The organism is Glaciecola punicea, assembly GCF_001756615.1.
GTDB lineage: Bacteria > Pseudomonadota > Gammaproteobacteria > Enterobacterales > Alteromonadaceae > Glaciecola > Glaciecola punicea.
This window is the reverse complement of record NZ_LZXY01000017.1, coordinates 1-24,496: the sequence shown is the minus strand read 5'-3', so window position 1 is coordinate 24,496 and position 24,496 is coordinate 1. Positions and strand designations below refer to the sequence as shown.

Genomic DNA, 24,496 nt, shown 5'->3' with positions numbered 1-24,496 from the left:
TCTACAGTAATAAAAAAATTAATGTATCAGTGATGATATTGGCTTCCACGTGCTGACTTACCGATGAAAAACGGGCACTAAATCCAAGCTCGTCACCATTTTTGATCTGCGGCAAATATTAGCGGATCTTGACCGGTGCTGACGAAGCTGGCTGAAAGTATCAAAAAGTGACAGAAAATCCACAGCGGATCTAATCACTAGTATGCTGAATGCGCGCAATAGTGTCTTACAGTGCCACTTGCACTAGCGAAATCAGCGATTCTTCATTCTCTGCTTCTTGATGCGCTTTTATCTGTTCAATAATATCGATTGCAAGGCCTTTGAAGTCCTCTGGCAAATAATTACTGTGCCCCTTCAATAGACCCTTTAATTTTTTAACATCGACACTTTGCAAATTCAAATTAGGTTTTGCTTTTAGCTTATTGGCGTCGTCGTCAGCTATCTCATCAAAAAGGCTGTCACTTTCAAGGTCTACTGATATTTCTTGCTGACATTCTCTGTCTTTCAATATTTCCGCAAGGCCAGCATCTTCAATTGTATCAAGCAGTTCATCTTCGCTTATCGGCAATTCGAAGTTGGGGCTCGTTAACAAATCTTTTAAGGTATATTTTTCCACTTGAGCTAGAATACCTCTATGCTTTATCCAAGCAACAGCGAGCTTATCGAAGCGGTCTGCTGGGATCTCTAGGGTGAGCGCAAAGTGCGCTTTGTTATCTAGATGCTCTTCACGTTCAATTTTGAAGTCCTGCGGGTTTTTAACTTCAACTGTCGCTGGGCTATTATTGAATTTATTAAAAGACATCTCTTGATATAAACTTGCACCGTCATAGTGATGGTAAATCCACTCTTTTGTACTCATTTCAAACTCCTAAATCACCCATATTTAAGGCTATTCATCTTAATAAAAAGCGCATGGCCTATTTTGAAAAGTGAGCCACATCCACTGGGCTGTATCCATGTGGTAAGTTTTGCGGATCAGTTGATATTTGAAATCAGCTGACTTACCTAACGGGATCGAAAACGGTGAGTCTTCGCCGAATGAAAGCCGCCCATTCCAATCAACTTCGCCATCAAAAACGCAACTAAATACCGTCAACTTATCACCGTCATCGAGCCCCTCCAAGGCGGCATAACCGTTTTTGCCGTATTCTGTAATCATCCAAACAGGGCCTTCTGTGCCTGTTTCCATAAATGCCTCTAGTGCACCGAACAAAGAGCGTCCGCCTCTTTTATCCAGCCGAGCGGGTAGTGTTGAATGAAACATTGTTACCCATTCTTTTTCTGTTAGTCCACGCTGATAGCCGTGGTGGTAATTTGTGCGGTCTAAGCTTATGGTGCCTTCCCAGCGTATTGTGCCTTGTGTAATTGTTCTGAAAAGAGATATTTCATTACCAGATTCTAGGCGCTCCACTTTTGAAAAGTCAGCGCTTTGGTCTGCAAAGGTTTCAATGAAAGCGAAATCACTTGCACTATTCACTATACGAAATCCTGTATGCGCGACTTCAGCGTTTAATTTTTCATCCCTCGTCTGCTCAAAAATATTGTCATAGGGCAGCTCGATTGATTTTGTCGATAAAATGCCGAATCGTTTTGGTGCTATTTTCATGCGCCTTCACCTTGTCTAGAAACCGAACTTCTAGTTAATATTGTTACCTGCATACAATCGTTGACTATTTGTTCCTCGGCTAATACGTAGTCCTCACTTTGCTCACTGAAAACTTGCGTTACATTTATGCTCTGGCATTTATCGCCATTTAATTTTAGCGAGTGTAAAAGTTGGCATTGAAATAAATCGTTAAGGGGTGTGTCGAATTCAGTCCCTGCCATCAGAGTTCCGCCTTCTTCATTGATTACAATAAAGCGTTGTCTGCTTAACGACCAATATAGCAGGCCTTTATCTGCGTTTTCGTAAAAATCAAAGAAAAAGGGAGAACCAGTTGTTTGGCTTTCTAGTGCATATTTCACCAATTGCAAGAATGCAGGGCATGCGTTTACGTTTTGTGTTTCTATAATATTAATTAATAGGCTACATTTTACTAGATACTTTTCTACTGTATTTTCATTCCATGATGTAGGAATTGCCAGCATATTACTGAGTAAATCAGCAAGTTTGATGTTTACTGCTGACTTACTGAGAGTAGGAGCTAGCTTGAGTGTCGCTTGATTTCGCAAATCCTTGGCCAACGCTTTATCATCAGTTAGTTCATTTACAATGTTGGCGACGTTACTGCCCATCGACTCTGAAAGCATATTTGGACTAATGAAGGTGTCTTCTATTGCATCGTGTAATAATCCTGCTACAAGCGTGTCTTCATCATATATACCGATGCGCCGAAGAATGATAATCACTTCAAGCAGATGACAGATATATGCATCACCATCAAACTTTCTTTTTTGATCTCGATGAGCAAAAGTCGCCATCTGCAACGCGCTAGCTAGTTTATTGCTTTGTTTCATTTTCAATTCCTTATACTGAGTATATTGATGCTTGTAAGAACGAGTTTTAGAGAGGGGAATACTTGACACCAAGAATGCCTAGTGGCTTGCAAGTACGCTTGAAACTAATGTACTCATTGGTGCGAATTCTACGAAGTTTATTGCTTGAGTGTGTCTAATCATCACCCGCATCAAATGCAGATGATGATTCGCTAGATTGTATTAAGAGTAGCTCAAATCTTATAACTCACTAATTCTGCGAAACTTAATTTTCCACTCTGGGGCAAACAAACAATGTAAGTCAATGACAAGTGCTACTGCTTTAGAATAAGGTTGTATTTGTCTATGCGGCTTGTCAGCTTGAGCACCCGCGTCCGCAAATTCGTTTAGTTTGATACATAAGTTTTTATTTTCGAGTGAAAATTTTTCAAGAGCTTCTTTAACGTATCCCAATTCAGCATTATTAAATTCATAGACTTTCCCATCCTCAATCGTTTGATAATAAGACCGAAAAATAAAGTAGATGTATGCACCAAGCAGGAGCAAGTCCTTTGCATTTCTATCTTTAAAGTCGAGACGGTCGATTGTAGTGATTATGTTATCGATATCACCGGTGAAGTTAGAAGATGCAATTGAAAAAGTATAATCTTCACGCATAGCACTTCTTAACACCTTAAGCTCTCTCGCAAGAGATCCTAAAGCTGTGGATTTAATGTTATCGACTTGGTGGAAAATCCAATCCTTCTCTGCTTCTGGTAATATATTTATGTTGTTTAGCCCGTGAAATTCAAGAATATGTGTCAACTTAGCAGGCACCATGCCTTCCAAAATGACTAAGTCATCCCTAGCGTCTTGCTCGAGCCCAACAGTTGTATGGAATAGTTTTCCGTGATGATTTGCAGGTAGCGTCTTATTGTTTGTTAGTTTCGATGTGAAGTAAGCATTGCTGCTATCTTGAATCATAAATTCACCATCTTTAATGGACTGGTTTTGAAATTGACTCATTTTGTGATCAACGATTCTAACAATTGTATTATGTGAGGTTCTGGTCGCTAAGTTTAATTCTTCTTCAATACTTATCTGATTCATCTTGCAAACTCCAAAAGCGTATATGTTTATAAAATAGACTAACCATTCTTGGTTTTGATGATTATTAATAATCTCTTATGACTCATAGTAATCATCATGTGGCATTAGATCATCAACCATATGCTTGTGTCAAGTGTTATTTTAATCTTATATGATTAATGTGCTATCCTTATAAGACAGAAGCGGCCACAAGTGATTACAATGATTAGAATTTTGTTAGTACAGCGATTAGACGACAAATCGTTTTCAGAAGAGCGAAAAATTACGCTGAACGAAGTAGCTGATGTGACCAAAATTGGTCGCGCTACGTTAACCCGTATAGCAAATCGACAAGATTATAGTGTTGGTATTGACGTAATTGATAAGCTTTGCGACTATTTTGAATGCGACGTGAGCGATATTTTGGTTCGGGTAGGCAAAGACAAGTAAACATGCAGCCATTTACATCTAGGATAAACCGCCTAATCAATATATCTAGCTTTGCTTGAGATAGTTGATGTTAGCAGCAGTAAGCGCAATAGAATTCAAATTGGTCGAATAGACACACTCTTTATAACGCGAGCTTTTATCAATTTAAAGTGAGCTTACGGCAGCATAGCATTGACATAGGCCGCTAGGCCTACATCATTTCAGTGTTGGTGCTATTGAGCTTATTTGTTTTCGGTGTAATTCCACGGTAGGAATTTGGCAGGGTTGGCTTTTACCGCCTCTTTTTGTTGTTGCAGCACCATAAAATACTCTAACACATTTATTTGCGCCTCACTGGCGGTGGCAATAAATGAGGTGACGATATCCCCGATAGTCGCCCCAGTTTGATTGCGATGGAACATCGCATTTTTTTCTGTCACGTACGATTATTTTAAGCATCGCTTCAATCTCGTTATTCTGTAGCTTTGCGGTTTCTATTCGGCAGAAACAGGTCAGCCCTTCATAGTGTTTAATGAAGTAGCGTATGGCTTTGGTCTAAAGCACTGTTATCCTCGACTTCATCGCTTTGTAGCTTTGTTTCACCCCACTGCTACCGGTAGAGAGTGCTGTTGGTGATAGGCGAGTTGTTGGGCGGGATTAAGCGATTGGTCTACCGTTTCATGCTCAACGACCCATATTACATCGGCGAACTGGCGTCTTGCATGGCTATTGCACAAGGCGAGTATGGCGATACAGACACTGGGTTTGTTGCTGCCAAGGGCATCGCTCATGATAATCGGAACAGGTGTGTTCTCATGACGATGGGTGAGTATTTGGTCGATAAATTCACCCGCATGGCCAATGCTAGTATCAAACAGTACCACATCGTGATCACTTTCAAGAGTGGCGATAATACCCGAGGCGTATACGCCAGAGCGAAGCTGGGTTTTATCGCTGCCTCGTACCTTCTTCTCAATGGGCGTGGCATCTAATATACGATGCGTAGTGTCATCCATGTAGTAGTGCTTAGCATTGCCCGCCAGGCTCAGCAAGTGTTGGTACACCGGATAAATGGCATCGGCCACTAACTCAGTTTGGTCGCAAGAAGTGGAAGCACTAATACTCACGCCCAGTAATTGCTGCAAACTGCCTTGGCGATAATACGGCAGGCCCGCGAAGTACTTATGGATAGCCATTAAGACGCGCGCCGAATACCTGTATTTTTGACCGACTTCGCCATCCGCTAATACATTGTCAGGCAAGGTTGCGGTAAAATACGCACCGCAGGCATTACAGCGCAGGTGCTCCATCACATGTTGCTCAGGCACAAACGGGCTATGCCCGCTAATACGCAGTAAATTGCTTGGCGGCGCTTTATACACTTTGCCCGTTTCACACTGCGGGCAATCATCGCCTTTAGCGATATCTGTCATGGGGTGAATGACCACGGTGGGTGTTACCTGTGTGGTTCTTGGCAGCGCTTTGCGCGGCTTAGTCCGAGCGGCTTTACTGCCCTTGCTGGCTTTGCCTATGACATTGCTTTGCGACTCAGTGGATTTTTCAATCCCCAAGAGTTTGCGCAATTTATGCACCGTCACATCATGATTGGCCAATCTGTCTTGCATACTCGACAAGGTAACCAGCGCATCTAACAGCAGTTGGCAATCTTCAGGGCTTAGCGCTTATTGATGCTCTTTGGCCTCGCTCAAACGGGCAATGAGTGCTTCTAATCCTGCACTGTCGATGTCGGTAAAGGGTTTACTCACGAATATCCCGTAGTGTTTGTCATTACACCGTCAAGCCATGAATGGCTTGGCTTAGCAGCCTTTCATATGGGTGTTTTTTAGTGTGCGGGCAGCATTATCCCATTGATCTAGATAGCAAGCCTTTATTTGGCTATTTATTTTATTACGTCGATGTAAGTGGCTTCATTACCCGATAAAAGCGCGCGCAAATATACGGCGGTGACACGATGCAATGTGGGCTGTTTAGGGCTTGGCCATTGGCGGAACTTACCCTTTGATAAACGCTTGGTCATCAGCCAAAAGCCAGTGCCATCAAAGCGCAACGCACGTACCATAGTTTTATTGCGATTAATGAACACATACAGTGCACCTGATTGAGGGTTAACGCCTAAATGCAAGCGACAACGGGCTGAAAAACCATCTATGCCGCATCTAAAATCAGCAGGCTCAGTCGCCAGTAATATGCGCGACTGCGAGGTTAAATACATCATGTGCTGGCGGCGCGAATGACTTCGCCCACAATGCTAGGCGATAGCGAGCCCGACAATGATAATTCAGCGCCATTTGGTAAACGTAACTCAAGGCGTAAAATGTCTCCAAGATCATTAGACCATTACAGACTGGCAGCTCGACAAATGCAGGCGCATCGCTTGCACCCGCTTGCCACCGTTTTACTTGAGTACCACTTAACCCCAAGGCGTTTGAGATGGTGCCGCGCGAATAATGGGATAGCAACTCAACGACTTGCTGTTGCAACGCTTCTGGTGTTTTATGTGTGGCATTTTTACGCGTGGCACGCCACTGTTTGAAGGCGTTTATCACGTTTGATAATTGGTTGGCGGGGCTCATATTATTTTCCTGTGCTGGTGAAAACACTATTACATCAGAAAAATATCAGAAAGTTGCGCTAGGCTGCCGTAAGCTCACATGAGTCTAAATACGGTGTGACAATTAACCGTATTACATTATTATTTGAGTACGGAAATTGGATGATGCATTCAGTATTGGAACACCTAACATCATCATTAGTAAACGAATAAGTTTGTCCTTTCGTTAATGCTGAGGATATCGCCACGCTATGAAACTTATGTGTATCATCACTACCAATCTGTAACATTCTATAATGTAATGTTGAGCTTTCGATGCCTTCCCATAAACCAGCTTTTAAAGTTAAAGGTGCAGACGTTAATGCTTGGTATATATGACTGCAATCCTGTCCCTGTTATCAAATGTTAAACCTTGCAATACTCGAGGAGACCATATATGACAGTACACTACCGATACAAGCAAATGACGGCTGGCATATCAATGAAAACCTGCATTATTCCCCCTTAGTCAACATCAACCCACTCAAAAAGCCAGCTGTAACGAAGGGTAGTACATAGCGTTAATTCGTCTTATACTCAGACGATAAGACTGATATAACTGGGAATTTTAAGGCTTATCGATATGGTACAAACTCTATGAATATAACTGCTTACATTGGCCTTCCCAAAAATAAAAGAGTAGTCAATCCTGATCATCACATGTGTATGGTTTATAAATGCTAAGAATTATTCTTTATCTAATGTTGATTTCTAGTGTTAGTTTTAATATAAAAGCTGACTCTTGTGTTTATGATGAAAAAACGCTTGGAGATAACTTGTCGAAATATATCGAAAGTTTTGAAGTTATAATATCCAAAGGACAGAGTCACTATGCGGTATACATCTATTTTCAAGATAAAATAAGTGGCTACGATCTTAATGGAGCGTCCTTTGAAATAGAAGATGAAGAATCATCTGAAGTTTTAATTTCGATACCGTTAGACATAAGAAACGACGAGAACAGAAAGTTGCTATCATTCTTAGTGGATAAAGGAAATTATAGATATTCAAAAGTCTCAATTTTTTATAAAAGGTGTGGTTTGGTTTTAGATATACGTCTAAAAAATCTCGACAGCGCACCTTTATCACAAAGAGTTAGGATTAAATAAAAAAATTATAAGTTAGCTCATTTGAATCCAAAGGCTCACTAGTTGTAGACCACCATTTTATTGTCGTATAAATTACCAATTTATATATCATGAGATCTGGGCATAATTTTCTAATTTTCCACGCTTCTATCAATCGCTAAATTTTCTTTGCCACTTTAATGTCATACGATTTTCCATTTTACAATGATGTTAGAGTTAAAGGGTGTTTTGGTGATTGTTGATGAATTTCAGTGAGATAATAGCGTTGCGATCTGCGGTCTGCAAAGAGCACAGGCCGTGTGAAAACTCTAATCTATAGATTTTGAATGTAATTTGGACTTAAAAATCGTCACTACATTCAATGTTACTGATAATTTGAGGCTAATCCTTTGTTTCATCGACAGAGCGACCTATTTTCAACGGCAGTAAAATAGTTTTCACACGGCCTGAGCAATCAACGGACATTCAAGTAATCTGATTATTTTTAAACTTTTTGATGTTTTTGGTTGGTATCTTAATGGCAGGTGATCCGACATTGCTGTCATTAGCACTAAGAATTTTATAGGTGTATTTTGCTACTAAACCCCATATTTAGGAACGTTCTCTTCGAGAAGTGTTTGTGCCTGTTGTGGGCATCTAAAATTCCTTTTATGTTAAGCTATAAATCTTAAATGACATCAGTATGCTGGCAATATTGGATTGCCTTGTTTTCCTAAAGGGAATTGTAGATGAAACTATTATCTAAACTTATCTTAATATCTTTCAGTTTGGTAATAGCATCTTGCTCTGATAGCCCTCAGCAAGCTGATCCTGATTTTAAGCCTCAGAATACTATTAAAAGTTTTTCCTCAGATAACAGCCCAGTGGTCTTAGTTGATGAAGCGCACAATAATTTTCTAACTATCAGTGGTCGATATAAGCCATTCGAACAAGTTCTTTCGAGTAATGGATTTACGGTCAAGTCCAACACAAAAAATTTCACTTTAGACCTACTTAAAAATATCGATATTTTAGTTATTGCCAATGCACTTGATCACAGTAGAAGAGATTGGCAACCACCCTTTGGGAGTGCACTGGATGACTATGAAGTTACTAGCGTAAAACAGTGGGTTACTAATGGAGGTTCGCTTTTATTAATCGCTGACCACACACCGTTTCCGAAAGTTGTCGAAAATTTGGCACTTGCTTTTGGTTTCGAATTTAGTAATGGACACGTTGGACGTTATACGTTTCGCAGTGCAGATGCCACCCTTTCTGAGCATCCTATTACTAATGGTGGAAACAAGTCGTCAAATGAAGTACTTACACCTTTGTTCATACCAAAATTTCAACAGAGCGCTTCATTGTCTAGCCAAATAACTCAAGTCAAAACGTTTGGCGGTTCAGCATTCAAATCTCCAGATGAAGCAGACTCTTTGCTGACGCTTGGACAAGGGGTCTTTTCTACAGAACCAGTAACACCATTTCAGGTCAATTCATCTACTACCAGAATACCAATAGAAGGATGGAGCCAAGGAGCAGTTTTGAAATTCGGAAAAGGCCGTGTTGCTGTATTTTCTGAGGGAATGATGTTTTCCTCACAACTGGATGTTAAAACAGGGGCGAAGCATGGCTTAAAATCCGTTGGCGCGGAGCAAAACGAGCGATTTTTACTCAATGTTATGCATTGGCTATCAAGCGTCATTTAATCGCAAAGCGACCGAGCGTCTTACAATATGAATAAATGTAAAAATGCATTATTAATGCATCCGTTTTACGCTCAATATCGCCTAGCAATTCGCATAGTCTTATGCCCGCTTTAGGTCGCTCTTTGTCTTTTTGTTTGAAGAAAGAAAGCCCTTTGCACAAGGTTTTATACTTTAGATGTTGTATTTTGAAACACTGACTTCGGCAAAGTTAAAGAAAACGCACTAATAACCAGCACAACTTGAAAATACAAAGATTGAATAATAATTTTAAAAGCAACTAATTCGGTGCCTTGCACCCACATGCTTAATGAGATATGGAATACCGCAAGTGCTAGAATGAGCATGTTAATGTGGATAGCTCGTTTCTTAAGTGCATCACGATGCTCTGGAGACTCTAGACCATTTGTTTTGTTGTCTCGATAAAGAACAACAATAATGAAGGCAAACACAGCATCTAATGTAATCAAACCAAACAAGTTGGCATAACCCGCAAAGCCATCGAAGGGATGCTTCACGAAATAAATGACCGTTGTAACAAAAACAACGTTGGCAATCAGAACAAGAACTAAATTGGGTAATGATACATACTCTTTCCAAGTTCGAACCCGCAGTGAAGCGGTTCGCTTGTTGCCCGCATGCTGTTTAAAAATATTGAATAAGTGGCGATGGGTCAAAACCATGATAACAACGGGGATCATAGATAAAAGGTACATCACCATTAAGCCACTCTGGTCATCCCAATTAAGCAATTCTGTTTGATTCACAATAGCGTGAACAAGCATGAGACTCACCAACAACGTTACAATTACAACACTTGACCAATATCGCTTCTGAGAGGCTCTCAAATACTGCTCTACATCAGATTTGGCCTGCGGATAACGCACTAGTCCATACTGATTAGCTATATTTTTTAACTTACTAAAGCTCAATACTGGCACTATCACTAAAGTGACTAATACTTGTAAAATCATGATCATATAATTGGATTGCATTGACCAGTCAGACATTATTTATTCCTCAGTTTGCTTGGTGTCATTTGACACAATCGATTGTTTGTTACCTGATAAGACGTCTTGAAATACTATTCTGATTTCTGAGTCGGTAGCCCCCGCTTCACGGTATCGCGAAACATCTTGAGCAATGACTTCGTTCAACCATTTTTTAATGTCAGCATCTAGATTGTTAAGCGCCTCGCTATGCACAAATGAACCGCGGTAGCCTTTTGATTCAATCACACAATCTCGCTCTAACAATCGATAGGCTTTTGCTACGGTTTTGGCATTGATATCTAAATCAGTTGCTAATTGACGGATAGAGGGCAAAGCATCGCCGGGCAAAAGGTTCTTCTGCTGAACAGCTAATTTTATTTGCGTCATTAATTGGTTGAATAGCGGTTCTGGAGAATCAAGATCTATGGTAATCATCTAACTATTGTACCATCTATATAAGTGGTACAATTAAACACCATACGTGCTAATGGATCAAGAGGTACATATAAAATATTTTAGAAAATAGACATATTGGCTGGCCAAAGTATTGGAACAGCTAACTTGCGAGCGAGTATTCGGACAAGTAAAGTGAATCGGTATGAATATAAAAATTCATTGATAATTTGACCTCTCCTTATGTCGGCTATAGGTCGGTACTTGCCCTTTTAGCTGCGAGCAAGAATGACGGCAAAAATCAGTTCAATTGAAGTAAGCCCCACTGGCCCCTTTTGGCACAAACCCGCCTGATGGTGGAAGCTGATATCGATGGGCTTTAGTAGCAAAATACACCTACAAAATTTTTAGTGCTAATGACCGCTTAGTCGGAAAAGCGGCCAAAAAAATATCCAATTGCTAAGGACGGGTTCGCGCCATTCGCAGTCTGCTAGTATGATACTTTATTGTTCTTGGTTTTGGCTTATTTAATGCGCCAACTTAAATTAGTATGATGATTAGGCTCTCATAGATTACTCAAAACCCTTAAATTACCTACGATATTGGGTCTTTTAGTATGAAACTTTATTGTCAATTTACATTAGGGCTTGGCCATTGGCAGAACTTACCTTTTGATAAATGCTTGGTCATCAGCCAAAAGCCAGTGCCATCAAAGCGCAAAGCACGTACCATGGTTTGATTGCGATTAATGAACACATACAGTGCACCTGATTGAGGGTTAACGCCTAAATGCAAGCGACAACTGGCTGAAAAATCGTCTATGCCGAGCCTGAAATCCGCCAATTTTCAAGGATGTTGTCACAAGGTTGTCAGTTTTGGAGGTATTTAAGCTATTAAGTTACAGTCTGTTGTTCGCACACTCACAACTGCCAGTCGCTATCTTCGTCAATATACTTCGTTAATGGATTGAAATCACAGTGCATATTCCACTGATGGTAAACACTGGCTCCCGCCACTTTTCAAGGATGTTCAGGTTGGGCCGAATATGCACACAGAAAGAGATGACAGGTAGACATGTTCTAAGACCAGTCCTTCGAGCCTAAACGGCGGGATAAATAAATAGCTTCGCTTGATCATAAAATATCAAAATATAGATTTCCCTTCTCAAACGGTTAACTTTATGAAATGCTATAAAAGTTTATCGGGATATAGAATTGGTTTTGATAAAATCAAATGTTTATAACCCGACTTAGGTTAATATACTGTTACGTGCTTAATCCGCCCAGCGCATGACTTTATTTTTTTCACGGGGCGTGAGAAATAAAATGCTAAAGAAATTTTTTTTAATGATAGTTGTTTTAACCCTCGCAGGTTGTGCTACTTCAAATAAATACAATAAAGACATTCCAATGCACTTGCTGTCAATTGGAATGTCGAAAGAGCAAGTTTCTTCGATACTTGGGCAACCTCATAGGGTTGTTGGCTCAGAAAATTTAAATGGAATAACACTTGATACTTGGATGTATGAAAAAAATGAAACAATCTGGTTAACAGGAAATGCTTTTTTTGGTGGTAAAGTTCGTAATGATAGAACTATCTATTTACTTGAGTTTAGTAATAATCTGTTAGCTCGGTGGAAAGATAATGCAATGCAAAAGAATACAAAACCAGAAAATACTTATGAAATTAGGAGCAAGTAGCATGAATATTATTAGCAAATCTATAGTTTCTAATAGTAAATGTAAAAAATGCCGAAAAGTGCTCAATATGTCTGAACTTAATGAGCATGATGAAGGTGATTGTATTGGTATGATTTGTATCGATAGAAAAACCTGCGAGAATCGCATAAAAGCAAAATAAGGAGCTTAGCAAAGACATTATAGGAACAGCAAAATCAGCACGCTATTTTGCTGTTCCTGTAATGTAGGCCTTAAATCGAGGCTGTAACAAAACTTGTGTAACTGCCCCATAGTTAGTTTTCTCTGCTTGCCCAAGCCAAGAAAGCAAATCATTTTTTATTTGGGCTTGAGTTTGAGCGTGGGTACCGGTACTGTCAAGTTATCGCAGACACCAGTAAGTATGGGACAATCCGAGTATGAAAAACACTAAAATGTACGCGGGTTATCGCTACCCACCTCAGGTAATCAGTCATGCAGTTTGGCTGTACCATCGATTTACACTTAGCTTTCGAGATGTTGAAGAGTTATTGGCCGCCAGAGGGATCAGCGTAAGTTACGAGACCGTTAGAAATTGGTGCATAAAGTTCGGCAATCAATATTGTAGTCAGATCAGGAAGAAGCGCGGTCAACTCGGTGATATGTGGTATTTGGATGAGATATTTATTAAGATCAATGATGTTTTGCATCACCTTTGGCGAGCTGTCGGTCAAGATGGCGATGAGCTGGACATTCTCGTTCAAAAACGCAGAAACAAAAAGGCCGCAATGAAGTTCTTCAAAAAGTTATTGAAGTGCCAGCAGGCAACGCCATTAAAGATAGTCACCGATAAATTGCGCAGTTATTGGGCTGCGAGAAGGGAAATTATGCCTAGCGTTGCTCATTCAACCCAACAACACGAAAACAATCACTGTGAATTGTCTCATCAGCCGGGTAGACAACAAGAACGGCAAATGTGGCGTTTTAAATCACATGGGCAGGCTCAGCGATTTCTATCGTGTCATGGCATTGTAAATAACCTTTTTTGCATTGGCGGCCATAAAATGCAAGCCGATAATTACAGGATACTGCGTGAACGAGCATTTAGTGAATAGACGGGGGTTAGTTGCGTCCAGAATTTAGCATGAGCTAACGAAAATTTGTTCTTATCATCTTAATTCGATAAGTTGACAACGCCTGTAGATTCAATAAAAAGCATGAATAACAAACGAAAAAAATTTTAAATGTCCAGTCGTTGCTATGTTACGGATAAATAGCAGATAACATAGGGGGCTCTATGAATCACGACAAATTAGACACTATTGTCAAAATTGCCGCCTGCGTATGTGGAAAAGATGGGGTAATTTCACAAGTCGAAGAGAAAATGATGTACGACATTGTTACTGAATTTTTTCCCGATTACTCACCAAAGCATTTTGACTCTGTGTTGGATACTTTCTTTGACGAAAGTAGTCAAATTGAAGCCTATCTTGAACAAGTAATCGATATAGAGGCACAGACTTTTTGCGTTAAGCTTTGCCATAAGAGCGCAAGTGCAGATGGTTTAGATGTAAAAGAGAACATAGCGCTGAATAAAGTTAAGGCTGTGTTTGGTGTCGCCTCGTGAGTCGCTTAGCTGACGCATCACCTGACCCGCGTTCACATGTTCAAACGTTGATGAGAATTGGTTATACAATGCCGTCAGCAATCGCAGATATTCTTGATAACTCGATAACGGCGAAATCTGGGAACATCAAGATCTACTCTTTACCAGGTCTTTCAAATCCTAATCTATCAATAGTTGACGATGGCATTGGCATGACGTCCGACGAACTAATCAATAATATGAAAATAGGTTGTAAAAATCCCAGTGAAGATAGACCACGTGGCGATTTAGGACGGTTTGGCTCAGGCATGAAGACCGCCAGTTTTTCTCAGGCAAGGCGTTTGACCGTAATTTCGAAAAAAGAGGGGCAACCTTTTTGCGCGGCTATATGGGATATCGACCGCGTCGAGGATCAAAATTCATGGTGTTTAGAAATTCTTGAAGATCACGAAATCACCGCTCACCCATTGTGTCTTTTGCGTGAGGATATAACACATGGTACTCAAGTAATATGGGAGAAATTGGCTTGCCTCAGCAAGAATAGCCATTCATTAGACTCCGACTCTATTATGGCCAATAATCTTTCAGAACTTGGTAGATATATATCACTGCATTTCCACAAGTTTATGGTGGGCAAATATAAATGCAATTTTGAAATTAACGGCAAATCATTGAAGCCGATAGACCCTTTCCTGACTCGCTCTCCCGGATATCAAGAAGGAAGGTCTGAAAAATTAAGGTGTAAAGGTGGGTATATAGAGATAAACACCCATGTGCTACCACACTTTAAACGAATCGATTCCAGAGTACTCAATAAACTAGGTGGGGCAAATGGAATTGTACAAAACCAAGGCTTATATATATACAGAGAGGGACGACTCATAAATGCCGGTGGGTGGCTTGATTTAGCTAAGAGTAGCCAACTTGGTGCGTTGGCGCGTGTAGAAGTCAATATTCCTTCTTCATTAGATCATGAGTGGTCGACAGACGTCAAAAAAGCAAGCTTACAACTTCCCCCAAGAATAAAAAAAGAGCTAAGAAAATTTCTTTCTGACCCCATAAAACGCTCAAAAAGAGTTTATTCGTACAGAGGGAAGTTAGATGAAGCCAATGAATATTGGAATATAAAGGAAGATCAAAATGAAAACACGATTAGCTATCAAATTTCGGCCCAAAATAATGCGTTAACCAATCTTTTTCAAAATCTTAGTGATGAACATAAGACCGTGTTAATAAGATATCTAGGGCAATTGGCAGAAAACCTACCTTTAAACCACATTTATCAAAAGATGTCCGAATCACCTAGAGACATTAATCAAGATGACGCGACAGATGCATTATTAGAATCGATAATGAATAGACTACGAGAGGCCAGTGAGAAATGAATAAAAAAATCTTTGAACAGTTAATACTCTCAATTACTGAAAGACTAAAGATAAGCAGGGACGCAGGCACTAAAGTCACTGAGGAGTTAGTTAAAAAAAGAGTCATAAGAGAAATAAACGATCTCAAAGAAGATCATCCAGATTTTCAAGCTAATGAAGATGATATCGTTGCTCTTATATTTGCAATCTCAAACGTATTTTTGGTAAAAGTTGATGACGAGCTAATAGTATTGGCGGACAGCACGGTACAACGGTGGCTTGATTCGTCAAAACATGAGATTCAATGGACTCACTGGAATGCTTACGAAAATATGCTAAAAAAACAAGCCCGTTCAGAAGAGACGATCAAAGCAAATGAAGACGTAATTGATGCCGTATTAGATTACTCAGGCAACCCTAAGACAGAAGGATCATGGGCTAGAAAGGGGCTTGTAATGGGAAACGTTCAATCTGGTAAAACACAAAATTATATTGGGCTAATAAACAAAGCAATTGATTGTGGATATAAAACGATCATTCTACTTGGTGGCCACTTAAATGACTTACGTAAACAAACGCAAGAGCGAGTAGACGAAGGTGTTCTAGGTCGCGAATCAAAGCATTTAATTGACACAAAGAAAGGCAAGACAGTACCTATAGGGGTAGGCGAATTCGCTATAAACAATGTTAATTCAGGAACAACTACAATTGGCGATTTTACAAAAGATTTCGCTGATAAATTAGGCTTTAGTTTAAATGGCTCAGATCCGGTGGTATTTACTATAAAGAAACATTCTGGAATGATGAAACGCCTCTTTGAATGGATTAGGGATCACCACTTCTTAGATGTCGAAAATGGAATACGATTGCAAAACCCACTTTTGCTGATTGATGATGAGGCCGATTATGCGACAGTAAATACGAAACATCATCGGGACGAAATTACTAGTACAAACGAGGGTATTAGAAACCTTCTTTCACTTTTTTCGAAGAATACTTATGTTGGGTACACTGCAACACCTTTCGCCAATATTTTCATAGACCCAGATGAAAGTACATATTCTGATAAGGATGATTTATTTCCCTCGGACTTCATGGTGAAAATCCCAGTTCCAAATAATTATACGGGCCAGAATTTCTATTTTAATGGCGAGTCTAAAGCTATAGAGTCTTTAGAACTAGACAATTGTTTATATGAACTAAGAAAAAGCGATGATATAGAATATATTCCTGATAGTCTAAAAAAGGCTGTACGAGCATTTATTATAGTGTGCGCTGTTAGAGCTTTGAGAGGACAAGCATCAGCTCATAACTCTATGTTAGTGAATGTATCGCATCTTAAAATACATCAAAACCGGCTAGAATTTTTAATCAACGAATATTTCGAAGAATTGAAAGATGCGTACGAGGCATATAGTGGGTTGGGGTTTATCAAAGCCCGACAGAATAGAAATTTAAAAGACATCGAAGACACATATTATGGACTCTATTCTTTGGACGAAAATTATAAAGACGTATTCGACCAAACTAGAATTGCATTTGATAAAATTAAAGTTTGGGCAATCAACCAATCTAATGGCAAAAATGAAAAAGTCCTTGATTACTCAAGCCATAGAGACAATGGCTTGAACGTTATTGTCATAGGCGGCCATAAGCTTTCAAGAGGCTTAACATTAGAAGGGCTATCAATTTCTTACTTTACCCGAAATTCTAAAGCATACGATACTCTAATGCAGATGTGTCGTTGGTTTGGGTACAGACCGAAATATGACGACCTATGTAGAGTGTTCATATCTGAAGAGTCTGAGTATTGGTATACGTTTATTGCTGAGGCAATCGAAGAACTATACCGTGAATTGGGGATAATGCGTGACAGGGAACTTACTCCGAAAGACTTCGGGTTAAAGGTCAGAGAACACCCCGGTTCAATGATAATAACTGCTAAAAACAAAATGGGAGCGGCTATATCAGAAGTTAGATCTCAAGACCTGTGGGGGCAAATACTTCGACGGTTTAGATTCAGCATAGATTCCAGTATTAATTCGTCTAATCTAAAATATGCCAAAGGATATTTGGATGAATTAATAGAAAAGAGAAAAAACATTCGAGAAGAACAAGAGCAATTAATTACGATTGATCCGAAATCTAAATCTCTAATAATTTCAGACGTCCCCTATGAAAGTGTGATTGAGTTTATTAAAGCGATAGATCTCGCAGAGGATGACATTGGAAATAAGGCGTTATTGCATCAACTAAAAGAAATGAGCAAAGACTCATTGATACCAAAGTTTAAAGTGGCGCTTTTTAACCAAACTAGATCCACAACTACAAAGTGGGAATCTGACCTCAGCAATGAACAAGAATTAGCATTTATCAACACAGATTATCCCTTTTTAGGTCATGATCTAGTTATGCCGAAGCGGCTACTTAATTCTAATGGTAAATTTCTTAGTAAGCCAAGCGTAAACTTGGGTAATAGTGATGATGAAAAAATATTCTTATCAGATGATGCAAGAAATGCCGTAGTTGAAAAGTGTAAAGCTAAAAACAAGAAAGCAGTTAGTTACGACTATATTGCTTCTGAAGAGAGAGATTATCCGACATTATTAATTTACATGTTTGCAGTAGCTAAACGAAACATAACAAGCGCTATGATGGCACCAGTAACCTATACCTTGCCTCATGGTTGCAGCCCCACATTAGGCTATACAATCTCGATTCCTCGGCCAGAGCACCTCAAGGGCGCATCAACTACCGAAATAAAAAATATAGTAAAAAATTCCAAATATAGCTATCAGTTGAATAAAGTCGCGCAAAGAATAAACATAGTCGAGGAATACAGTGATGAGTAAGTACACTGAATTTTATGATGACGACCCGTGGGTAAATATAAATGAACCATGCTATCCAGAAGGCCATCGATTATTCTTAAACGATGAGCGGTTCTGGATATCGATGAATGAAAACGGGCAACGATGTTTTTTCGTACATGAGAAATTTGATGGCAACATATCAATACCTGAAAACTTAGCAGGAATTAAAATAGAATTAGTTAAGTATGCCAACGACTATTCCCGACTTGTATGCTCACTAATATCTAGTGATCCTGAACTAGAAAGCAAATTCAACATAGTAACTAAAGATATAGCTTTTAAATCTACCAATCTAACGGGAGTTAGCCTTTTTAGTAGTATCATACACCTAATTCGTTCTTGGGCTAATTTCCTCAAACCGCAAAGAAGTGGATTATCGAATGCAGAATATATTGGACTCTGGGGTGAACTATATACTTTATCAGAATTTGTCATTCCACAAACCAGTGCCTCAGATGCCATCAGGTTTTGGGTTGGACCAGAAGGTAAAAAGCAAGACTTCACTCTCAATAACCTAGCTATTGAAGTGAAAACTACTTTATCAAGTGAGTCTAGGCGTATGACTATTAGCTCGTTGGAGCAATTAGACAAAATTACAGAAAGACTATTTATTTTTCACATTATTGCAAATCCCTCTGACAATACTACAGGGCATTCACTGAAGGCCTTGTACCAAAATTGTCGAGACTTAATTGGTAGTGACTTACCTTTAGAGTTATTATTTCTACAAAAAATCACCGATCTATATGGAAAGGCAACTGAACGTCAGCTAACAAACAAAAATCTAGTTGTTTCACAGATACTTTATGAAGTTGACGATTCATTTCCCGCTCTAAGAACAAAGGATGTACCAAGCTCCATAGTGGCGGCTAGATACGATCTATTAATATCCGCAATAAAGCCTTTTACTAGCACCGAAACAATTGAGCAGGTAATAAAACATGGATGAAATTTTACAATATAAAAATGAAATTTATAGTATTTCAAATCTCGATGCTGAACAAAATGCCACGTTCCCAGAGGAAAGTTTCTTTGAATATGTCAGTGAGTTGCTCTCTGAAGCAGGAATATTAGATGATGTAGAATATTGTCCATATCGCAATCGCCATAAAGGAATGCGATTAGATGGCTATAGTTGGAACGCATTAGAAAAAACGATTAGTGGCATAATAGTAAACTTTACCAACGAACATGACCTTATTGATACATTAACTAACTCCGAAATTACAGATATAGGGAAACGGGTCACTAGATTTTTCGAAGCTAGTGTCAACAAAGATTTTGTAGATAATATGGAAGTAACTGACCCTGGTAGAGTCGCTATTGATGAAATTACTCACCATCTGGATGATGCGATAAAAATAAGGGTGGTAATTTTTACTGATCAAAAATTAAGTGCAAGGGTCAAAAAGCTTTCGCTCGATAAGATTCTAGACAAAGACACCTCGATAGAAGTATGGGATATTGAACGTCTACGCGACTTGTCATTATCAGGAACCGATTCAGAAGAGTTCACAGTCGATATAAAACAACTAGGTGGTGACCTTAAAGTCTTGCCCGCGAATACGCTAGAGAATGGCGTTACGACATTTTTAGGCATAATGCCTGGCACTCTACTCAGTAAAATATACGACGAATACGGTCAAAGACTCTTAGAAAGTAATGTTCGGACATTTTTGGACTTTAGGGCCGGCACAAACAAAGGAATGAGGAAGTCACTCCTAACAGAACCTGAAAGATTTTTTGCTTACAATAATGGGATCACTGTTACGGCTTCTTCTATAGAAACAGAATTGATAGATGGGCAACTAACTGTTAAGAGTTTGGACAATATGCAGATTGTGAATGGCGGACAAACAACAGCTTCTATCTATTTCTCGCCAAGAGACAAAGGTAAGATAAAGGGTGAAGACCGAGAATATTTCTATAGTGAAATAGATCTAACAAAAGTTTTTGTGCAAATGAAACTCACTGTCGTGGGTGAAAAAGAAACAGCTGATATTTTAAAAAGTAACATAGCCACTTTTGCAAATTCACAAAACTCTATACAACAATCTGACCTCGTGTCCAATCATCCATTCCACACGAACATAGAAACTAGGTCAAGGAAGCAATTGATGCCTGCAGGACAAAGTGGATTCGCGTCTAAATGGTTCTATGAACGTGCAAGAGGCCAGTATTCGACTCAACTTAGAGCAATGGGCACAAGTAGACAAAACAAGTTTATTGCTGAGTACCCTAAAAAACAGGTATTTACAAAAACCGACATGGCCAAATACGAAAATACATGGCGTATGAATCCAAATGAAGTAAAAAGAGGAGCACAAGCAAATCTAAAATTATTAGGTCAAACGGTTCTCAAGGAGTTTGAAAAAAACGAAGATAATTTTGGTGCCGTATTCTTTAACGACTTAGTCGCAAAAATGATCTTATTCAGAAGTGCAGACTTGGCTATACCCGCGTCTGCATGGTACAAAGCAGAAAAAGGACTGAAAGCTGAGGTGGTAACATACACTTTAGCGTTGCTAAGACATTCACTTCTAAAGCAGGGCAAAGACATCAGCTTGGATAGAATTTATAAACGACAAGCCGTTTCAGACAGCCTCCTTAAGTTCATTGTAGCACTTGGACAATTTGTAAGAGATAAGATAACAGATCCGGCATTTAGAGGCGGAATAGCGAATCCATCTGAGTTTTGTAAGTCTGAGAAAGGTTGGCAAAAATTTAAAACGCTTGAGATTGATTTGAGCGGATTAGATCAACAAGATCTTTTAAATGAAGAACAAAAACAGGAATCAAGTAAAAAGAAGAAAGAATTAAAGAGTACGGCGAAAACAATAAATCATATGGAATATGTGATGAAAGTTTCCGCCAAAGAATGGAACTTTATATCAGATTATTATGCCAAGACATACGGACCAAGCCATATGAACGCGGGTGTTCCTCTCAAGTGTGCCGCATTGATTCAATTTGGGAAAGTACCCTCGGATAAGCAAATGAAAATGGCTGTGCAGTTAAGAGAGAGTGCCTATAGTGATGGTTTTGATTTCTTAGGAAGTAGTAACAGCTGATGGAGGATGTAACAGATTTTGTGTAACTGCTTATCATGAATTACTCCAAGAAGAGTAAAAAGGATAAGCAAATGCAAATTAATAAAAAAGAACTTGAAGCTTTCGCGAAGGAAGCGGCCAAGAGCATTAAAACACCACAAGACCTGAATGAATTCAGTCAAATACTGAAGAAAATCACCGTTGAAGCAGCATTAAATGCTGAAATGGAAGAGCATTTAGGATATGAAAAACACGCTAAATCTGTTGTGAAAAATAATCGAAATGGCAAAACTACCAAATGCATAAAAACGGAAGATGGCGAGTTTGAACTCGAGACACCCCGTGATCGCGATTGCTCATTTGAACCTAAGTTAGTCAAAAAAAATCAGTCTCGATTTACGTCGATGGATGAAAAAATATTGTGGTTATATGGTAAGCGTCCGACCAATTACAATTAGTCTAGCGTAACATTCAATGGTGTTTACACAAGTCGCTTATACCACTGCCACCGTTGCCATGCGCAAGTCATTATTTGTTCAAGGTGTGATCGCGCCAACCGCTATTGCACCAATGGATGTGCTAAAAAAGCGAGCCGTGAATCACTGGCCCGTGCGAGTAAAAAGTATCAACAAAGCCGCCTAGGGCGTTTCAATAATGCCGAGCGTCAACAGCGCTTTTGCCAACGACAAAAGCAAAAGTAACGCATCAGTCTTCCGCGCTCATTGCCCTTAATGATGTGCTGTAACCGTCCGAGCAATTACGCCTAGCATATTAAGCGACAATCAACTTGACCGGTCGGATCTGTTAAGGTTCGGCACTGAAATTCGGAGGGAATTTAGTGTCGGGAAATCACATTACAGAAAGACAAGTCGGGTTATATATGAAGCTACGAAAAGATTCCACGCAAGAAGTTGCCGCCAGTAAAGCAGACATTTCCGTCGTAACCGTCCGAGCAATTACGCCTAGCGAACCGCACTTATAATTCAGACACTAAGGTTTTGATAACACCGAGACCTTAAATGACCACACGTACAAAAGATGAATGGCAAGCCATAATGGATGCCAAAGCAGCATCGCCCCTATCCAACGTTGACTTCGGTCGCCAGCACAACATTCCCATTCAAACCTTTTACTATCAGCGAAATGCTAGGGGTTGTTGTGGTTGAATTAGCAGGACACATCAATAAAGGATAAACTCCAACTTATTGAGGTGTCAAAATGACTAAACGTATTTTAAAAAAATATCCAAACGATTTTAAGCAAGAGGCGGTTGCGCTGGTTACTGATCAAGGTTACTCAGTTGTTGAGGCAATACGACACCGGTCAAGTTGCTTGACGCGCTATAGCGTACAATACTTAGTAAAGAAACATGCTGCTAACCCCCTCTGTCATAATTGTTGTCGCCTTAGTTAATTCACTAAATCAAAGAGAGGTGGCGGTAAGTAAATATAGATGAAGCAGTATCCTTTGGAGCACAAAAAAGCCGTTGTTCAGAAATGGATTAATAGTGATTTGTCGTTAAGTGCATATTCCGCTGATGGTGAACACCCGTTCCCCCTCTATGTCAGGATTGTTGTCGCGTCATTTTTTTTAATTAATGGAGACAATAATGCCGGCACATGCAGTAGACTTAGAAACTAAGCAACAAGGTCAAACATGGTTATTACCGCCTTATTCATATTCACTCAGGCAGATCGCCGGTGAACTGGATGTTGGTTTAGCCACGGTTCAAAAGTGGAGACAGGAATTGGTTGATAGTGGTCAGCAGATTGAAAGTGATAAACCCGAAAGTATTGATTATGCAGCGGAGCAGAAATTTGCTGCGGTCATTGCCACTGCACTTATGTCAGAACATGAATTAGCTAGCTATTGCCGCGAGCATGGCTATTTTGTTGAACATGTTAAAGCGTGGAAGGCGATATCTATTGCCGCTCACAAGCCTAATCAAGACAGCCAGTATAAATTAGACGCTGCCCAACGAGCTGATAGAAAAAAGATTAAATCGTTAGAAAAAGAGCTAAATAGAAAAGATAAGGCACTGGCAGAAACGGCTGCATTGTTGGTATTGCGGGAAAAGTACAATGCCCTTTGGGACAACAGCGAGGAAGATTAACTCCTCTCTCAAAGCGGCATGAAATTGTGACGATGATTAATGTGGCCGTCATAAATGGTGCCAGAAAAGCAATTGCGTGTGAAACCCTCGGCTTATCGATGCGTACTATTCAGCGTTGGTTTAATGAGAAAAGTGGTCAATTATTTGAAGATGCCAGACCTAATGCCATTAGGCCAACACCTTCCAACAAGCTTTCATCCGAGGAAACGGCGCTTATTCTTAAGACATGTAGCGACGAAGAGTTTGCCAGTTATCCACCTGGCTATATTGTGCCTACTTTAGCCGATGAAGGGAGCTATATTGGCTCTGAATCGACATTCTATCGAACATTAAAGCATGCAGGCCAATTGGCTGACCGTTCGTTAGCAAAATCACCATATCCGCGCAAAAAACCAGTAGTTCAGACTGCCACGAAACCCAATCAAGTTTGGACTTGGGATATCAGCTACTTGGCGACCCAAACAAGAGGGCAGCATTATTATTTATACCTAATTGTTGACATATTTAGTCGCAAAATAGTGGAGGCTGATGTGTATGAGCAAGAATTGGGTGAGCTTGCTGCTGACTTTCTTCAACGAACTATTTGGGCTGAAAAAGCCGTCAATAAAGGCACGGTTTTACATTCTGATAATGGTGCGCCAATGAGAAGTTTTACAATGCAGGCAAAAATGCGCGATTTAGGCGTAGCCAGCTCGTACTCAAGACCAAGAGTCAGTAATGACAACCCTTATTCTGAATCTCTATTTAGAACCACAAAATATCACCATTCATGGCCAAAAGATGGTTTTAAAAGTCTAGTAGAAGCGCGGGTTTGGGTAACAAATTTCGTCACTTGGTACAATAAAGTACATAAACACAGTGGTATCAAATACGTGACACCGGAAGAGCGGCATAATGGTTTGGATACCGAAATCTTACTAAAGAGAAAACAAACTTATTTGCTGGCGCAGCAGGAAAATCCTACTCGATGGCGAAACAATATTCGAAATTGGGACTATATTAATGAAGTATCGCTAAATCCTGAAAGTAAAAGCGTTGCTTAGCAACAAAATGCGACAACATCCTTGAAAAGTGGCGAGATTAGGTGTTCACGTTCGCCCGGAATGGATGTTCAGATTGGGCCGGAATATGCA

Annotated in this window: 25 protein-coding genes and 1 pseudogene; 14 read left to right on the top strand and 12 right to left on the bottom strand. The window is 39.7% G+C overall.

The window, feature by feature from the left end; genetic code table 11:
- Positions 1-226 precede the first annotated feature (226 nt).
- The 4 genes from BAE46_RS14025 to BAE46_RS14010 form a co-directional block, all read right to left on the bottom strand.
- Positions 227-859, bottom strand: coding sequence for a hypothetical protein (locus BAE46_RS14025; protein ID WP_070113404.1), 633 nt, complete (start codon positions 857-859; stop codon positions 227-229).
- Between the two features lie 39 nt (positions 860-898).
- On the bottom strand, positions 899-1,606 hold the full coding sequence (locus BAE46_RS14020) for a hypothetical protein (RefSeq protein ID WP_070113402.1): 708 nt from the start codon (positions 1,604-1,606) through the stop codon (positions 899-901).
- Positions 1,603-2,457, bottom strand: a complete 855-nt coding sequence (locus BAE46_RS14015; RefSeq protein ID WP_070113400.1) for an HD domain-containing protein — start codon at positions 2,455-2,457, stop codon at positions 1,603-1,605. Before BAE46_RS14015 ends, BAE46_RS14020 begins: the two co-directional genes overlap by 4 nt.
- A gap of 219 nt (positions 2,458-2,676) precedes the next feature.
- Positions 2,677-3,525, bottom strand: coding sequence for a hypothetical protein (locus tag BAE46_RS14010; RefSeq protein WP_070113398.1), 849 nt, complete (start codon positions 3,523-3,525; stop codon positions 2,677-2,679).
- A gap of 201 nt (positions 3,526-3,726) precedes the next feature.
- On the opposite strand from BAE46_RS14010, the gene BAE46_RS14005 reads away from it, so the two are divergent.
- The gene (locus BAE46_RS14005) at positions 3,727-3,954 is read left to right on the top strand and encodes a helix-turn-helix domain-containing protein (protein WP_070113395.1); all 228 of its coding nucleotides are present in this window, start codon (positions 3,727-3,729) and stop codon (positions 3,952-3,954) included.
- Positions 3,955-4,175: 221 nt separating this feature from the next.
- Here BAE46_RS14005 and BAE46_RS14945 read toward each other — a convergent pair whose 3' ends face one another.
- The 5 genes from BAE46_RS14945 to BAE46_RS13990 form a co-directional block, all read right to left on the bottom strand.
- A complete protein-coding gene (locus tag BAE46_RS14945; RefSeq protein ID WP_216094990.1) occupies positions 4,176-4,373 on the bottom strand; it encodes a hypothetical protein in 198 nt (65 codons plus the stop codon).
- Positions 4,285-4,467 (bottom strand): hypothetical protein, encoded by a 183-nt coding sequence (locus tag BAE46_RS15260; protein ID WP_425307109.1) that lies wholly within the window; start codon positions 4,465-4,467, stop codon positions 4,285-4,287. Before BAE46_RS15260 ends, BAE46_RS14945 begins: the two co-directional genes overlap by 89 nt.
- Positions 4,468-4,532: 65 nt before the next feature.
- Positions 4,533-5,558, bottom strand: a complete 1,026-nt coding sequence (locus BAE46_RS14505) for an IS66 family transposase (protein WP_244885028.1) — start codon at positions 5,556-5,558, stop codon at positions 4,533-4,535.
- A gap of 275 nt (positions 5,559-5,833) precedes the next feature.
- A complete protein-coding gene (gene tnpB / locus BAE46_RS13995; protein ID WP_070113393.1) occupies positions 5,834-6,169 on the bottom strand; it encodes an IS66 family insertion sequence element accessory protein TnpB in 336 nt (111 codons plus the stop codon).
- The gene (locus BAE46_RS13990; protein ID WP_070113391.1) at positions 6,126-6,527 is read right to left on the bottom strand and encodes a hypothetical protein; all 402 of its coding nucleotides are present in this window, start codon (positions 6,525-6,527) and stop codon (positions 6,126-6,128) included. Before BAE46_RS13990 ends, tnpB (BAE46_RS13995) begins: the two co-directional genes overlap by 44 nt.
- A 694-nt stretch (positions 6,528-7,221) precedes the next feature.
- Between BAE46_RS13990 and BAE46_RS13985 the strand changes: the two genes are divergently transcribed.
- Complete coding sequence (locus BAE46_RS13985; protein WP_070113389.1) at positions 7,222-7,653, top strand: hypothetical protein; 432 nt, start codon at positions 7,222-7,224, stop codon at positions 7,651-7,653.
- A gap of 707 nt (positions 7,654-8,360) precedes the next feature.
- Complete coding sequence (locus BAE46_RS13980; protein WP_070113387.1) at positions 8,361-9,320, top strand: hypothetical protein; 960 nt, start codon at positions 8,361-8,363, stop codon at positions 9,318-9,320.
- Between the two features lie 164 nt (positions 9,321-9,484).
- On the opposite strand, the gene BAE46_RS13975 is transcribed toward BAE46_RS13980, so the two are convergent.
- From BAE46_RS13975 to tnpB (BAE46_RS14500), 3 genes are all read right to left on the bottom strand, one after another.
- Positions 9,485-10,327 (bottom strand): hypothetical protein, encoded by an 843-nt coding sequence (locus BAE46_RS13975; RefSeq protein WP_006004252.1) that lies wholly within the window; start codon positions 10,325-10,327, stop codon positions 9,485-9,487.
- A 3-nt stretch (positions 10,328-10,330) separates the two neighbouring features.
- Complete coding sequence (locus BAE46_RS13970; protein ID WP_006004250.1) at positions 10,331-10,744, bottom strand: GntR family transcriptional regulator; 414 nt, start codon at positions 10,742-10,744, stop codon at positions 10,331-10,333.
- A 588-nt stretch (positions 10,745-11,332) separates the two neighbouring features.
- Entirely contained in the window at positions 11,333-11,545 is a 213-nt protein-coding gene (gene tnpB / locus BAE46_RS14500; RefSeq protein WP_083256893.1) for an IS66 family insertion sequence element accessory protein TnpB, read from the bottom strand.
- A gap of 482 nt (positions 11,546-12,027) precedes the next feature.
- Between tnpB (BAE46_RS14500) and BAE46_RS13965 the strand changes: the two genes are divergently transcribed.
- From BAE46_RS13965 to BAE46_RS14495, 11 genes and pseudogenes are all read left to right on the top strand, one after another.
- Entirely contained in the window at positions 12,028-12,402 is a 375-nt protein-coding gene (locus tag BAE46_RS13965; protein WP_141729357.1) for a hypothetical protein, read from the top strand.
- Positions 12,403-12,797: 395 nt separating this feature from the next.
- Positions 12,798-13,472: an IS6 family transposase gene (locus tag BAE46_RS13960; protein WP_070113383.1), complete on the top strand. Its 675-nt coding sequence runs from the start codon at positions 12,798-12,800 to the stop codon at positions 13,470-13,472.
- A gap of 182 nt (positions 13,473-13,654) precedes the next feature.
- Positions 13,655-13,984, top strand: a complete 330-nt coding sequence (locus BAE46_RS13955) for a hypothetical protein (RefSeq protein ID WP_070113381.1) — start codon at positions 13,655-13,657, stop codon at positions 13,982-13,984.
- The gene (locus tag BAE46_RS13950; protein ID WP_070113379.1) at positions 13,981-15,348 is read left to right on the top strand and encodes an ATP-binding protein; all 1,368 of its coding nucleotides are present in this window, start codon (positions 13,981-13,983) and stop codon (positions 15,346-15,348) included. The genes BAE46_RS13955 and BAE46_RS13950 overlap by 4 nt, the downstream gene beginning before the upstream one ends.
- Positions 15,345-18,179 carry a Z1 domain-containing protein gene (locus BAE46_RS13945; RefSeq protein WP_070113377.1) on the top strand — a complete coding sequence of 945 codons (2,835 nt, stop codon included), beginning with the start codon at positions 15,345-15,347 and terminating at the stop codon, positions 18,177-18,179. Before BAE46_RS13950 ends, BAE46_RS13945 begins: the two co-directional genes overlap by 4 nt.
- Positions 18,172-19,149 (top strand): PD-(D/E)XK motif protein, encoded by a 978-nt coding sequence (locus BAE46_RS13940; protein WP_070113375.1) that lies wholly within the window; start codon positions 18,172-18,174, stop codon positions 19,147-19,149. Before BAE46_RS13945 ends, BAE46_RS13940 begins: the two co-directional genes overlap by 8 nt.
- Entirely contained in the window at positions 19,142-21,271 is a 2,130-nt protein-coding gene (locus tag BAE46_RS13935) for an AIPR family protein (protein ID WP_070113373.1), read from the top strand. Before BAE46_RS13940 ends, BAE46_RS13935 begins: the two co-directional genes overlap by 8 nt.
- Before the next feature lie 77 nt (positions 21,272-21,348).
- Positions 21,349-21,696, top strand: a pseudogene (locus BAE46_RS13930) (transposase); the annotation flags it as partial.
- A 28-nt stretch (positions 21,697-21,724) separates the two neighbouring features.
- The gene (locus BAE46_RS14895; protein WP_171901044.1) at positions 21,725-21,892 is read left to right on the top strand and encodes a hypothetical protein; all 168 of its coding nucleotides are present in this window, start codon (positions 21,725-21,727) and stop codon (positions 21,890-21,892) included.
- A gap of 377 nt (positions 21,893-22,269) precedes the next feature.
- Positions 22,270-22,416 carry an IS66 family insertion sequence element accessory protein TnpA gene (gene tnpA, locus BAE46_RS14890; protein ID WP_171901043.1) on the top strand — a complete coding sequence of 49 codons (147 nt, stop codon included), beginning with the start codon at positions 22,270-22,272 and terminating at the stop codon, positions 22,414-22,416.
- A 443-nt stretch (positions 22,417-22,859) separates the two neighbouring features.
- Positions 22,860-24,406, top strand: a protein-coding gene (locus tag BAE46_RS14495; RefSeq protein WP_141729356.1) for an IS3 family transposase whose coding sequence is annotated in 2 segments (ribosomal slippage) — positions 22,860-23,331 and positions 23,331-24,406 — 1,548 coding nt in all. Because the reading frame shifts where the segments join, the coding sequence is not laid out codon by codon here.
- Positions 24,407-24,496: the final 90 nt, after the last annotated feature.

Coding starts and splice junctions, on each gene's coding strand:
- BAE46_RS13965 (WP_141729357.1), top strand. CDS start 12,028: ATGCTAAAGAAATTTTTTTTAATGATAGTTGTTTTAACCCTCGCAGGT.
- BAE46_RS13940 (WP_070113375.1), top strand. CDS start 18,172: ATGAGTAAGTACACTGAATTTTATGATGACGACCCGTGGGTAAATATA.
- BAE46_RS13960 (WP_070113383.1), top strand. CDS start 12,798: ATGAAAAACACTAAAATGTACGCGGGTTATCGCTACCCACCTCAGGTA.
- BAE46_RS13970 (WP_006004250.1), bottom strand. CDS start 10,744: ATGATTACCATAGATCTTGATTCTCCAGAACCGCTATTCAACCAATTA.
- tnpA (WP_171901043.1), top strand. CDS start 22,270: ATGACCACACGTACAAAAGATGAATGGCAAGCCATAATGGATGCCAAA.
- BAE46_RS14025 (WP_070113404.1), bottom strand. CDS start 859: ATGAGTACAAAAGAGTGGATTTACCATCACTATGACGGTGCAAGTTTA.
- BAE46_RS14005 (WP_070113395.1), top strand. CDS start 3,727: ATGATTAGAATTTTGTTAGTACAGCGATTAGACGACAAATCGTTTTCA.
- tnpB (WP_070113393.1), bottom strand. CDS start 6,169: ATGATGTATTTAACCTCGCAGTCGCGCATATTACTGGCGACTGAGCCT.
- BAE46_RS13955 (WP_070113381.1), top strand. CDS start 13,655: ATGAATCACGACAAATTAGACACTATTGTCAAAATTGCCGCCTGCGTA.
- BAE46_RS13990 (WP_070113391.1), bottom strand. CDS start 6,527: ATGAGCCCCGCCAACCAATTATCAAACGTGATAAACGCCTTCAAACAG.
- BAE46_RS13945 (WP_070113377.1), top strand. CDS start 15,345: ATGAATAAAAAAATCTTTGAACAGTTAATACTCTCAATTACTGAAAGA.
- BAE46_RS13980 (WP_070113387.1), top strand. CDS start 8,361: ATGAAACTATTATCTAAACTTATCTTAATATCTTTCAGTTTGGTAATA.
- BAE46_RS14895 (WP_171901044.1), top strand. CDS start 21,725: ATGGTGTTTACACAAGTCGCTTATACCACTGCCACCGTTGCCATGCGC.
- BAE46_RS14020 (WP_070113402.1), bottom strand. CDS start 1,606: ATGAAAATAGCACCAAAACGATTCGGCATTTTATCGACAAAATCAATC.
- BAE46_RS14505 (WP_244885028.1), bottom strand. CDS start 5,558: ATGCAAGACAGATTGGCCAATCATGATGTGACGGTGCATAAATTGCGC.
- BAE46_RS13985 (WP_070113389.1), top strand. CDS start 7,222: ATGCTAAGAATTATTCTTTATCTAATGTTGATTTCTAGTGTTAGTTTT.
- BAE46_RS14015 (WP_070113400.1), bottom strand. CDS start 2,457: ATGAAACAAAGCAATAAACTAGCTAGCGCGTTGCAGATGGCGACTTTT.
- BAE46_RS14010 (WP_070113398.1), bottom strand. CDS start 3,525: ATGAATCAGATAAGTATTGAAGAAGAATTAAACTTAGCGACCAGAACC.
- BAE46_RS13975 (WP_006004252.1), bottom strand. CDS start 10,327: ATGTCTGACTGGTCAATGCAATCCAATTATATGATCATGATTTTACAA.
- BAE46_RS13935 (WP_070113373.1), top strand. CDS start 19,142: ATGGATGAAATTTTACAATATAAAAATGAAATTTATAGTATTTCAAAT.